We start from the raw sequence: 12,676 nt of genomic DNA on the forward strand, positions 1-12,676 counted from the left end.
CATCTCTCACCTATCAATCAAAGATTTGCTTAAATGACTGCCACTTCTCTAAACATACCGGCTTCCATGTGATAGAGCAGATGACAATGCCATGCCCATCGACCAGCTTCTCCTGTGACATCAAAGCTGATTTTTTGTGCCGGCTGCACCATAATAGTATGCTTGCGCACCTGAAACTCGCCGTTAGGCATGCGCAAATCGCTCCACATGCCGTGTAAATGCATCGGATGATTCATCATCGTGTCATTGACTAAGGTAATACGCACGCGCTCACCCGGCTTAATATTAACCGGTGTCGCTTCACTGAACTTAACCCCATCAAACGCCCAGATATAGCGCTCCATGTTACCGGTTAAATGTAGCTCGATCTCTCGGGTAGGCTTGCGCTGCTCTGCAAATATTGCCTCATCGACAGAGCGCAGCTGGCTATAGTTCAGCACCTTTCTATCAATGTTACGCAGGTTAATACCTGGATCATCAAGGTTCATACGCGGACTGTCCACACGCATATCAGACTTAAAGTCATACTCAGTTTTGGCATGCTTGGCTTTATAACCATTAGCACCCATAGCGCCCATCATATCTGCCATGGTGAGCCATTCTATTTTGTCCATAGCAGGCGTTGCCGCACGAGCGCCTTCTTTGGTGGCAAGCGTTGCGGCAACATAGCCTGAACGGTCTATGTTTTGGGCGAATATGGTATGCGCCTCTTTGGTAGGGGTAACGATGACATCGTAGGTCTCAGCCACGCCAATACGAAAATCATCAATCGCAACGGGTGCGACATCAATACCATCGGTTGCCACCACAGTCATTTTGAGACCGGGTATGCGCACATCAAAGATGGTTTGCGCTGAAGCATTGATAAAGCGTAATTTAACGCGCTGTCCTGCTTTGACGATTTGCGCCCAATTAGCCGCGGTGGTTTTGCCATTCATAAGATAGGTGAAGGTGTTTTCGCCCGACAAGTCAGTAAAATCAGTGGGCATCATGCGCATCTGATTCCACATTTTGCGTTTATCAAACGCGGTTTTCATATCTGTTTCGGCAATATCAGACAGTAGCTTCTTGAAGTCTGGCAGATGATAGTTATCAAAATCTGCGCGCTGTTTGAGCAGTTTTAAGAGATTATGCGGGTTGCGGCTGGTCCAATCACTGAGCACGATCACGTGGTCTTCTTCGATAGGATGACGCTCACGACCTTTAGGTTCAATCACAATGGCACCCAGCATACCGGTTTGTTCTTGGAACCCACTGTGTGAGTGATACCAATAGGTGCCTGATTGTTTTAATTTGAATTTATAAGTAAAGGTGCTGTTTGCAGGAATGCCATCAAAGCTAATACCCGGTACCCCATCCATCTCAAACGGTACTAGTAGTCCATGCCAATGAATAGAGGTGGATTCATCCATCTGATTATGAACACGTATCACCACCGTATCGCCCTCAACCATCTTTAGCGTCGGTGCTGGCAGTGAATTATTGATGAGCGTTGCCATGCTCTTTTTACCGTTGACAATAGCGGACTGTTTACTGACGTATAAGTCAAACTCTTTACCGGTCAATATAGGCACTTTATGAGTGTTTTGATCACTATTGATAGTAGCACCCTGACTGCCTGAACGACTTGAGTGTCCCAATGCACTACTGGCAATGGTCGGTATCAAGGAAGCGCCAAGGACAGCGGAGGATCCAGTTAAAAAACGTCGGCGGTTCAATATGTTCTGTTTATTCATAATGATGACCTAATTTAATTTGAGAGATGGTGGTTAAGCTTATGGTTATAATATTTAACGATACGTCAATTACGATTGGGAATCTTATTAAGCCGCTTTTGATGCTACTCACATTCAATTTATCCAGATCTCAGCCAAAACAATCATCAAAATTATAGTTGCTGCTGAGGAGAATCAATAGCGGCATAAACTTCTGTGGTGCCGTCTTTATTAAGCTGCATTACTTTATAAGGCATGAATTTATCTTGATATTCCATACCGGGGCTGCCAACTGGCATACTAGGTACGGCAAGACCAATGGCTGATATAGGAGGATTTTCTAAGAACTGAGCCATGTGTTTAGCAGGGACATGTCCTTCAAAGACGAAACCGTCGGTAGTAACGGTGGTATGACAAGAGCGCATTTGCTGAGGTACGCCATAGCGATCTTTGAATAAAGAGACATCTGCCACATCTTGCGCGGTTGCACTTAATCCATTGTCTTTTGCATAGCCTACCCATTCTTTACAGCAGCCACAGTTGGCATCTTTATAGACGGTCGCTGAGACGTTTTTGAGTAATGATGACGGGTCGATTGCAGGAGCATCTGCCGGAGCCGAACTTTCGTTTTGTACTTGTGCATTCTGAGTAGCAGACTGTTCAACCTTTACTGGTTGAGAATCAGGGACACTGGTAGTAGATTGGCTACAAGCGGCTAGTGTAAGGGGTAGTGCTGATACCGCCATCAATAAAAGGACACGACCGGATAACCAGTGATGTCCATTAGAAAACCCGTGTATGTAATGTCTCATCAAATCACCTTTAAGTGTCTATTATTATGCTCGATACTCTAAAAACTGGACCCTATATTTGTGGTCTTAACTAAAAACGTTAAATGCAGCACCGTACAGTACTGCATTGTTAATAACGATAACGTTTAATGATGATGCTTCTATATACAGATAGGGTTAATGCTGCATTCCAGAACCATCTTCCGACATCTCCATACCCATACCATCATCCGACATATTCATATCACCATCAAATGACATGTCCATCATATCGCCATCTATCCGAGTGGTTAGCATCGTGTACTGAGCTTCATCTAATTCAGGTAGCGATCTGATAAAAGCGACCATTGCCCACATTCTATCGTCATCATGGGAGGCGCCCCATGCAGGCATTCCCGAAGCCATAATGCCATGTTTGATGGCCCAAAAGCTTTGCTTTGCACCATCCTCAGTTTGATAACGTTTGACGATATCAGCCTTGGTAAAGTTGGGCGGCTTTGGATATAAGCTTTCGCTAAAGTCAGTTTGTGCCACTCCCGGAGACAAGTGACAGCCTGCACACATATCCTTATAGTCCGCGCCACCAGAGCTGATCATGTCAACCTTCTCTAAGTCTGGTACCACAATATCTTTACTGGCAGTTTGTATAGAACGATTGCGCGCAGTTTCTAAGAAGCTATACATCATTGGGCTATGCTCTTGGTCTGCACCCACGTTGACAATACCGCTGCTGACAACCGCAAACATCCCAACGATTGCCACAAATAAAGTAAAGAGCACACCCAATAAAAACTTCATATATTTTCCTAAAAACTTATTTCCGTTAATTTCTCTCTGCTATTAGAGAGGAGCTGTGAGTTAACAGAGCTGAAATTTTTAAGATTTACTGTCAGTAGTCACACAATGTTTTTGGTACATTTGCTTCATTTTGCTCATATTGGCCATCATGGCTTTCATAGCAGGGTCATTCATGTCCATCTTGCTATGATCCATTTTTCCCATCATTTGCATGTGCTTTTGCATCTTTTCACAGTTCATTTGATCTTTTTCAGCATGCATTTTAGGGTCATGCGCTAGAGCTGAGGTTGATACAACAAGAGCGATGGCAGTTGCTACGATTGATTTAGTCAGTGCTTTAAATTTCGACATAATTAATTCCTATTGATTGGATTAAGAGCTATTGAGGGTAAAGCAGTTAGACCAGCCTCAATGATACATTATTCATTCTGACTGGCACATGACATTAAGATTACAATATTGTCATCTTCACATATTGGGATTTCAATATCCCAAGTAATCTTTTAGTATTACTTCTCGCTATTATAATTTTTCACAAAATATTTTTCAGATTGCAAGTGTTGATCCTGATGCTGAACCTGACACGCGACTCTCGCATCGACATAACCTTTCATTTGCACGCTAGAAATTTGTGCATCGTTATGATCTGCGTTCTTTGCAAAACTAGTAACCGCATCACAACTATTAAGAATAGAAGCATCTAAGTTCGTGGTGTGAGCATTGGCCGCTGACATACCAACTAACATTGATACTGAAAGTAAAGCTGCTTTTTTTAATGTACTATATTTTTTCATTTAAAACCCTTTGAATTCAAATAATAAATCATTTAAGTAAGATAATTGCCTAACTCATAGAAGCGGTCTATATCAGAGACAAGCTTCTATGTGGCGTTGATTTAGAATACTAAATAGAGGCTGACAGCGAGATGACACGGACATGACGTTTTTGTTAGAAACAAAACAATACTGTCATCTGCTTGTCATTAGAACCAAATGTCATTATCCGCTTTTATCCATAGAGCGCCGTTATAACAAGAACTTTTGATAAATATATAGATGATAATCTAACAACGTTAGTGATACGCTGTTGACAAATATAATGATATGAAGGTGGGCGACGATGAAAGTACTGTTAGTAGAAGATGAGCAAAAACTTGGAGAATATATTAAAAAAGGCTTAACTGAGGCCGGCTTCATCGTGGATCATTATATGACTGGTCTAGATGGCTATCATGCGCTAATGACTGAAGAATTTAGTGTGGTGCTGATGGATGTGATGCTACCTGACGTCAGTGGCTTTGAGCTGATACAGCGCTACCGTGCTGCTGAAAAGCATACGCCTGTTTTATTTTTAACCGCTAAAGATGATTTAAGCGATCGAATCAAAGGTATTGAAATTGGTGGCGATGATTATCTGACCAAGCCTTTTGCTTTTGCTGAGCTGATTGTTAGAATAAAAAGCCTGTTACGCCGTGCCAACCAATCGGACTATAAAAGCACGGTCATACATACCGCTGATCTGAAAATGGATATTGCCAAACGCACTGTATATAGAGGCGACACCCTTATCAAACTGACTGCCAAAGAGTTTGCTTTATTACAGTTTTTCCTAGAACGTCAAGGTGAAGTACTGCCACGTACTGTGATTGCCTCGCAAGTATGGGATATAAATTTTGACAGCGATACCAATGTCATTGACGTAGCTATCAGACGTCTGCGAATCAAAATCGACGATGGTTTTGACACCAAGCTGATTCACACAGTACGCGGTATGGGCTACAGGTTAGAGCCGCTGGCTGTAGGCGTGGGCGACGATGACAAAGATGATCCAAAATAAAATGAGATATAAATTTAAGAATCGACGTTGGCCGCTGTTATGGCGCACTGTTTTTTTACTGACCATATTTGTTGTCATCTCTCAAGTCACTATTTATATATGGGTCCAGCGCTCTGTTAACGAGCACTTTGAGCAAATGGACTCAGAGATCATTACTCATGCCGCGTTTAATTTGCGCAAACGTATGGTTGCCTTGGGCGAAGACGTAAAGCCATTAACAGCTTCAAAGTCCCAATCACTCATTGATGACAATCACCTGCATTCTTCTTGGCTAGATTATGATTTAAAAACGCTAATATCAGATAAAAACGGCAAATTATTATCCAGCGATCCCAGTAATTTCATCCATGATTTACCGACCGACTTTAGCTTGTTACAACTACGGCAGGACTATCGCGATCAGCAGTTTATGATCAGGATTAATAGTAGACATTATCGAGCGATGGTCATTGCAAACCACGAGGCTTTGGCACTTATTGCGCTGCCTATCGATGTTCATCATCAGTATCTAATACATTTTAATCGCCAGCTGAGCTTGATACTGATCGCGATCACACTATTACTGGTGTCAATTGCCGCATTAAGTGTCTATTGGGGATTTGCACCACTCGCTACTATCGTCCAAAAGATGAAGAGCATTAATCCTGAACAGTTACATGAAAGAGTGGTGGTCAGTAATATGCCCTTAGAGCTACGACCATTGGCTGAGTCTTATAACTTAATGATGGAAAAGCTGGAAAGTAATTTTGAATCGTTATCACGCTTCTCAGATAATATTGCCCATGAGCTACGTACTCCGCTGGCGACGCTTGGCACTCAAACCCAAGTGATGTTAAGTAAGCCTAGAGCGAGCCATGAATATGTTGAGCAGCTGCACCATCAGCATGACACCCTTGAGCAGTTATCTACGCTGATTAATAATATGCTGCTGCTAGCAAAGACACAAAAAGGGCTGTCTGACTCACAGCTCAATCAGATTGATACCGAGTCAATGTTCACTAAGCTTATTGATTACTATGAGCTAATCGCAGAAGATCGGAATATCTCTTTTGAAAAGACGGGCAACTTCCAAGCTGTGCTAGGAGATGAAAGCTTATTACAAAGACTGTTCGCCAATCTCATGTCAAATGCCATTTATTATGCTGCTAGTGACAGTGTGATTATTATTGAAGCCTCTAGTATTGAGATCCCCACTGTGCCTCATACTGTCACGAGTGATAAGCAAGATATGAGGTCGTCTATATTAAATCCTGCATCTTTCAAGGTAGTGATCACCAATCGATTGGATCAACCATTGACTCAAGTAGAGGCTGATAAACTGTTTGAGCGCTTTTACCGTCATGATAAAACGAATACGATGCATTCGGGAACAGGCTTAGGCTTATCTATCGTGCAAGCTATCGCCAATGCCCATAATGGCAAGGTCAGTATTACTATAAAAGATGAGTCTTACTTTCAAGTCAATGTTGAGTTGATGATGGCTAGATAAATAAGTATCAAATAAGAAAATTCGAGCTTCTCGTCCCACTTAGCCAAATAATTAAGACTGTATTTAGATGTTATTGTTTAAGCAAATGTCGCCTCGATTATTTACATAATTGAGGCTTTTTTCTGTTTAAAAATTCTCCAAGTATTTCAGCAGCAGATTATTGATCACAGTAACAATATTTCTTCCTCCTTTACAAAATTAATATTCCTGACCATTTAGTCAGTTATTTTAATAAAATCATAAACTTAGATGATATCAATAACTTAGAGTACGTTTTTTACTGATATTTGGCGCTAAAATGCAGTTGTCAGCCCTCATAAAACATGCTTAACTGTTTCAAAGTGTTAATAATTACTGCCGAAATAAGGATTACTGAAATAAGTTATTAAGAAAATCTTTGCAGTTTCAGCAGCATTGATGCTTGTTTTGATGACGTTTTATTTTTACTGAAAGCTAATAGCCTTTTTCCCTCTAGCAGTACGGGTGCGTTTTAACAGGAAGTTAAACCCCGTTTATAGCCATGATAACCATGATGGCAATGTTGCTAGGCACCAACGACTGTAAATAAAGGAATACTACTGTGCGTGATCATTCATCTATAAGCCTATCATTAATCACTAATAAGCTAACCTATGCGCTTGTTGCCATTGCTGCTTTAGGCGCTATGAGCAGCGTTCAAGCAAAAGTGCTTTTCACTGATACCAGTATCTCAGCGCTTTACGGTACTGATTATGAGCTAGTGCCTCAAGAAACCTTAACCACCGTTACTTTAGAGCATGCCTCGACCCATACATGGGGTGGTGTATTTTTCTTTGTCGATCGCCATCAAGGTAAAGAAAATGCAGCAGGTAAAGAGTTTAAGGAAACCTATGGTGAGCTTGCGCCCAAACTTAAGCTAGCAAAGTTTGATAACAGCTTTATCAAACAAGTCAATTTAGCGGGGCAGTACGAGTTTGGCTCAAACAGTAATGGTTTTAGTCAAGATAACTATTTGGTAGGTGTTGGCGCGGATTTAAATGTCCCTATTCCGGGTATGAAATATGCATCGGCATCGTTATATCATGCGTTTAATGATAAGGACAATGCTGATGATCAACAGATTACCTTAACCTATGGCTGGGAGAAAAATAACTTTGTCATAGATGGTTATGTTGACTATGCATTTAACAGCGAAGATGATTCTGTGAAAGATAATATCCATATCAATCCGCAATTAAAATACAACTTACAAGAAGTGTTAGGTATTGATAACCGCTTAGAAGTTGGTATGGAATATAGCTACTGGAAGAATAAATTTGGTAGTGACAAAACGCAGAATGCCGCGAGCGCTTTAGTGAAGTTCCATTTTTAAACAGTTATGAATTTTTAAATATGATTAATAAAGCCCTCATGCTAACTTTATCGGTTGGATGAGGGTTTTTTGTTTTGTATGCAAGAAAATCGAAAGTCAGATAGGCTTAAGAAGAAAATAAAGGTGCTAAAAAACCGCATAAATTTTAAATTTGACTCATGCGCTTATGGGCGCTGATAGAGTCGACTGACACTTGCAATCAGCGCCACCATGACCATACCCATTATGATAAGAATAGCAGACATCATGTGTGCTGCCTCGTAATTCAATGCTTCTACTTGCTCATAGATAGCAATGGAGACCACTTTGGTTTCCCCCGAAATACTGCCACCAATCATCAATACCACGCCAAACTCGCCAATGGTATGCGCAAAGCTGATTAAGCTGCCAAGGATGATACCGATTCGAGCTTGCGGTAATGCTACCCGTATAAAGCGTCTGAAACGGCTAGGTTCCAGCAAGCTTGCAACCTCCATGACACTGGTTGGAATGCGTAAAAATTGCGCATAGACAGGCTGAACAAAAAAAGGCAACGAGTAAATAATAGAGCCAATGACCAGTCCTTCAAAGGTAAAGACAAAGGCGCTGATATTGTATTGCAACAGCCACTTACCGATACCAAAATTGGGGCTTAACAATAATAATAAATAGAAACCAATCACTGTAGGCGGCAAGACCAGCGGCATGGCAATCACGCCCATGAGCATAATTTTGATGCGCCCAATAATCTGACCACGACTCGGCTTTGCCAGCCAATAGGCTAATGGAGTTGCGAACACCAGCAAGCACAAGGTAGTGACACCAGCAAGCTTGATGCTTACCCACACAGGAAGCAGCATATCTGAGATAAGAGCAGGAGACATCATAACGTTACTGTTTATTTACCTTTTATCTAATAGATCGCTTGTAGCTTATATAGAGCATCAACTATAAAGTACCATTTATCACATCCTTTTTTTTCAAACATCATGATAAGAAAACACATTTATAATGATATTTAAAGCCTTATGATAAGCGTGCTCACTGATAAAAGACAGTATAAAACGGCTAGGATGGCTTTTTATTCATAGTGGCTATAGATAAATTACCGAACTGCTAAATAACCAGCTCTAGAGAAGTAAGCTTGTCCTGTAGGAGAACGTAGATAATCCGTGAAATCTGCTGCATTTGCTTCATTAGTAATGAGTATGCCGTCTTGTAAGATAGCAGGATAAGATGTTGGTGCTAAGAGGTAAAAATGCTCAGGTGTTGCTTTCATTGCTATGACTTGTGAGTGCGCAACAAAGCCATAGTCGACACTACCAGTATGGGCATATTGGAACGCTTGACCGATATTTTCCGCTTGGATAAGACGTTTTTGTGCTATTAGCGCCTCATATAGATTTTGCGTTTGTAGATAGGATTTTGCAGATGCACCATAAGGCGCAAGCTCAGGATTGGCAATGGTGATTTTGCTCTTATCATTGCTATTAAGGAGCTCAGTCAATGTGTTTTGATCGAATACACCGACAGTTTTGGTGGCACTATAAATGGACAGTTGCCCTTGGGTATAAGTAAAAGGCGTATGATTTGCATCACCTTTAAAAACCTCATTTAGCAGCTGCGCGGGGAAGTCTTGGTTGGCTGCTAAAAAGATATCATATGGTGCACCTGAGATAATTTGAGAATAAAGCTTACCTGATGAGGCAAAAGTGACTTCTATTTCTTGGTTAGGTAAACCCTTATCAGTTTTGTAGCCTTCGATAATTTCAGGCAATACGTCCGATAAATTGGCAGCTGCAGCGATACGGAGTATTTGACTTTGCTCAGTGGTATTGTTGATCTCAGCTGGCAAGTCAGTACCTTTTTCTTTAGTACAAGCCGTTAGAATCAAGGCTAAGCTCAGTGATGACACTGTTATATTCTTACCCATTATTGCTTAGCCATTTTGAAGAGTCATCTTGGTAGTATTCTTGCTTCCAAACGGGAATGTCCGCTTTTATCGTATCTAATATCCAGCGGCAGGCATCAAAAGCAGGATAACGATGGGCAGAAACCACCCCAACCCAAACCGCCACATCACCAATCTCTAAAGCCCCGATACGATGAATGGCAATAGCGTGAGTAATTTCAAAGCGCTTTTTGGCTTCTTCGATAATGGCACGTCCTTGATTGAGTGCAAGTTCTTCATAGCCATAGTAGGTCAAGCGGTTGACGCTACTGGCATTATTGTGATTACGTACACGACCTTCAAAGCATACGAAAGCGCCGCAGCTGTCATCATCAAGGGTTTTCTTTAGTCGATTTTCATCAATGTCTGAATCTAGTAGCGCAAAGCCATCACGTTCAGCGATGAGATAAGCCTCATCGATGCTACGCTTAATGCTCATCGACTGCCCATGTACTTGGTCTGCCATATATTGTCTCTATTTATTATTCTTAAAATTTTTAGCAATACAAATAAGCGTCTAAATACTATTAACCGCCTGCTACTGGAGTAATGAAAACCACGCTATCGCCATGATTAATCTCATCTGTCCACTTGGCAAAGTAATCGTTTATTGCCACACGCAGCTCTGACTGTGGACGGCTAAAACGATGCTTCTGGCGCAGTTGCTCGTATAACTCGGTCAATGACGTAGACTGTGGTACGTTTACTTTTTCTTCATGACAATTGGCTTCATCGGCTAAGCTGGCAAAGTATAAAACGGTGATATTCATCGTCGTATTGATATCGTCACTGCTTTCTATTAAATCGCTCATAGAAGTCTCCATTATTTATTAATTGCCAAGCTTTATATCTATCATATCGCTATAGCGTATTTACGCATGTTGATAGTCAGATTTGCCGCCCGTCTTATTCATCAGATGGATGTTATTGATGATGATGTCGTGAGAGATGGCTTTGGTCATATCATAGATAGTTAGGCAAGCGATGCTGACGGCTGTCAGTGCTTCCATTTCTACGCCGGTTTTATGCGTAACTTTGACAGTAGCAGTGACAGTAATGCTGTTTTGACTATCGTCGTATTCAAAATTTAAACCAATCTTATCTAATGGCAAGGGGTGACAAAGTGGAATCAGGTCATGGGTACGTTTTGCAGCCATGATACCTGCGATATGAGCGGTCTGCGTGATACTGCCTTTTTTGGTCATACCATCAGCAGCTTTGATTTGCTCATAAATTATCGCAGGGAAGATCACTTGCCCCTGCGCACGCGCTTCTCTTGTCGTCGCTATTTTGCCACTCACATCGACCATGGTGATATCACCGTCGCTATCTAAATGCGACAAGGCAGTTTGAATGGTTTTTTGACTGCTGATATTCATTTATCATTTCTCTTAAATGGCTAGTTTCTCTCAGTAAATCTTATTATATATTACGTAAGGCAATACAGGCACGCTCAAAATCTTTAGGCGTATTAAAATTGGTAAGAGATTGCCAATCCTCTGAAAACGTTACAGGCTGCACAAGCGGCTTAATAAACTTCATCACTTGCCGCTGTCCATCGTCAATATAATCCTTCAAATTAGGTTCAATACTTAAACGATAAATACCTAACAATGGAGATAAATGATGCTCATCGGTGAGACAAATGACCGACTTATCTACAGCTTGCGTTATATAAGGTTGTAGTTTTTTCCATAAATCGGTTGCAGCAATCAAGCTATCACAGCTAATAACCATTAGCCAAGATGCGTACGAATTTGCCGCATTGACTAATGTCATTGAGCTGGTCAAATATTGTAATGCCGCCTCTATGGCGACCAATGCGCCGCCAGTTTCGATCTGTTCATTGTCATTACTAGCAAAATCGTCAACCGAAAGGTAATCAGTGATATGAATGATGGGCACTTGCGGGTTATTCAAAATCAAATCTGGATTGATACCAAAACCACGACCGTTATCTGCAATCATAATAGGCACATTATAAGCAGTGGCTGCGCTTAGTTTAAGCGCTTGCCTGACATGATAATCAAGCAATCGCTCATTGATTGGTAGCATCAACTCAGCTTTAGGCGAACCCATACGTTTGGATGCACCGCCTGCTAAGATGACGATACCTGCTAAGCGATTCAAGTGATCTATATCGCTTGAGCTATTTACACTTTTTAAGGTATTTACAGCATCTGTCATGATTAATCGTGACCGGGGTTGGTACGCATAAAGTGCGGAACAAAATTGCATGGGCGCGTACGGCTATCCAGCTGCTCTTGTAAGATGCCTTCCCAAGCAGTACGGCAAGCGCCTGATGAGCCGGGTAGGCAAAAAATGCCTGTACCATTTGCCATACCAGCTACAGCGCGAGATTGGATGGTAGACATGCCGATATCATCTTTTGAGATTAAGCGGAACATCTCGCCAAAACCATCTACTGACTTGTCAAACAAGACGCTGACTGCCTCTGGAATGCTGTCTCTAATATAAAACCCCGTACCGCCAGTGGTAATCACTGCATGAACATTTGGGTCCGCAATCCAGCCGCTGACAACGGCTCTAATCTTATAGATATCGTCGGTAATCAGTTGACGATCAGCAAGCTGATGCCCTGCTGCGGTTAACTGATCGACCAGATACTGCCCTGAGCTATCTTCTGCCATCGTACGACTGTCAGAAACCGTTAAGATGGCGATATTAAGTGGGGTAAAAGGTGCTTGCAGCTTGCTCATGAATGTTCCTTGATAAATATGCTTATTATGAAAAATATTGCTGATA

Annotated in this window: 15 protein-coding genes; 3 read left to right on the top strand and 12 right to left on the bottom strand. The window is 41.6% G+C overall.

Annotation, left to right across the window (positions count from 1 at the left end):
- Positions 1-29: 29 nt before the first annotated feature.
- The 5 genes from PCRYO_RS03630 to PCRYO_RS03650 form a co-directional block, all read right to left on the bottom strand.
- Entirely contained in the window at positions 30-1,736 is a 1,707-nt protein-coding gene (locus PCRYO_RS03630; protein WP_011513047.1) for a copper resistance system multicopper oxidase, read from the bottom strand.
- Positions 1,737-1,888: 152 nt separating this feature from the next.
- A complete protein-coding gene (locus PCRYO_RS03635) occupies positions 1,889-2,527 on the bottom strand; it encodes a DUF411 domain-containing protein (protein ID WP_011513048.1) in 639 nt (212 codons plus the stop codon).
- A gap of 156 nt (positions 2,528-2,683) precedes the next feature.
- Positions 2,684-3,304, bottom strand: a complete 621-nt coding sequence (locus PCRYO_RS03640; RefSeq protein WP_011513049.1) for a c-type cytochrome — start codon at positions 3,302-3,304, stop codon at positions 2,684-2,686.
- A 78-nt stretch (positions 3,305-3,382) separates the two neighbouring features.
- Positions 3,383-3,655, bottom strand: coding sequence for a hypothetical protein (locus tag PCRYO_RS03645; protein WP_011513050.1), 273 nt, complete (start codon positions 3,653-3,655; stop codon positions 3,383-3,385).
- 158 nt (positions 3,656-3,813) lie between these two features.
- Positions 3,814-4,098 (bottom strand): hypothetical protein, encoded by a 285-nt coding sequence (locus PCRYO_RS03650; protein ID WP_011513051.1) that lies wholly within the window; start codon positions 4,096-4,098, stop codon positions 3,814-3,816.
- 325 nt (positions 4,099-4,423) lie between these two features.
- Here PCRYO_RS03650 and PCRYO_RS03655 point away from each other — a divergent pair, with 325 nt between their 5' ends.
- The 3 genes from PCRYO_RS03655 (at position 4,424) to PCRYO_RS03665 (ending at position 7,980) form a co-directional block, all read left to right on the top strand.
- Positions 4,424-5,140 (top strand): heavy metal response regulator transcription factor, encoded by a 717-nt coding sequence (locus PCRYO_RS03655; protein ID WP_011513052.1) that lies wholly within the window; start codon positions 4,424-4,426, stop codon positions 5,138-5,140.
- A 1-nt stretch (position 5,141) separates the two neighbouring features.
- Positions 5,142-6,629, top strand: a complete 1,488-nt coding sequence (locus PCRYO_RS03660) for an ATP-binding protein (protein WP_011513053.1) — start codon at positions 5,142-5,144, stop codon at positions 6,627-6,629.
- A gap of 580 nt (positions 6,630-7,209) precedes the next feature.
- The gene (locus tag PCRYO_RS03665; RefSeq protein WP_011513054.1) at positions 7,210-7,980 is read left to right on the top strand and encodes a DUF5020 family protein; all 771 of its coding nucleotides are present in this window, start codon (positions 7,210-7,212) and stop codon (positions 7,978-7,980) included.
- A 164-nt stretch (positions 7,981-8,144) separates the two neighbouring features.
- Here the strand turns inward: PCRYO_RS03665 and modB are convergent, their stop codons facing one another.
- The 7 genes from modB to moaB all read right to left on the bottom strand — a co-directional run bounded on the left by modB (position 8,145) and on the right by moaB (position 12,630).
- Positions 8,145-8,846 carry a molybdate ABC transporter permease subunit gene (modB, locus tag PCRYO_RS03670; RefSeq protein ID WP_011513055.1) on the bottom strand — a complete coding sequence of 234 codons (702 nt, stop codon included), beginning with the start codon at positions 8,844-8,846 and terminating at the stop codon, positions 8,145-8,147.
- A 218-nt stretch (positions 8,847-9,064) separates the two neighbouring features.
- Positions 9,065-9,892, bottom strand: a complete 828-nt coding sequence (gene modA, locus PCRYO_RS03675) for a molybdate ABC transporter substrate-binding protein (RefSeq protein ID WP_011513056.1) — start codon at positions 9,890-9,892, stop codon at positions 9,065-9,067.
- Positions 9,885-10,376: a molybdenum cofactor biosynthesis protein MoaE gene (locus PCRYO_RS03680; RefSeq protein WP_011513057.1), complete on the bottom strand. Its 492-nt coding sequence runs from the start codon at positions 10,374-10,376 to the stop codon at positions 9,885-9,887. Before PCRYO_RS03680 ends, modA begins: the two co-directional genes overlap by 8 nt.
- 61 nt (positions 10,377-10,437) lie before the next feature.
- Entirely contained in the window at positions 10,438-10,722 is a 285-nt protein-coding gene (locus tag PCRYO_RS03685; RefSeq protein WP_011513058.1) for a MoaD/ThiS family protein, read from the bottom strand.
- 60 nt (positions 10,723-10,782) lie between these two features.
- A complete protein-coding gene (moaC, locus tag PCRYO_RS03690; RefSeq protein WP_011513059.1) occupies positions 10,783-11,289 on the bottom strand; it encodes a cyclic pyranopterin monophosphate synthase MoaC in 507 nt (168 codons plus the stop codon).
- A gap of 43 nt (positions 11,290-11,332) precedes the next feature.
- Positions 11,333-12,097 (bottom strand): molybdenum cofactor guanylyltransferase, encoded by a 765-nt coding sequence (locus PCRYO_RS03695; RefSeq protein WP_011513060.1) that lies wholly within the window; start codon positions 12,095-12,097, stop codon positions 11,333-11,335.
- A gap of 2 nt (positions 12,098-12,099) precedes the next feature.
- Positions 12,100-12,630 carry a molybdenum cofactor biosynthesis protein B gene (moaB, locus tag PCRYO_RS03700; protein WP_011513061.1) on the bottom strand — a complete coding sequence of 177 codons (531 nt, stop codon included), beginning with the start codon at positions 12,628-12,630 and terminating at the stop codon, positions 12,100-12,102.
- Between the last annotated feature and the right edge of the window lie 46 nt (positions 12,631-12,676).

This window comes from Psychrobacter cryohalolentis K5 (assembly GCF_000013905.1).
Classification (GTDB): Bacteria; Pseudomonadota; Gammaproteobacteria; order Pseudomonadales; family Moraxellaceae; genus Psychrobacter; species Psychrobacter cryohalolentis.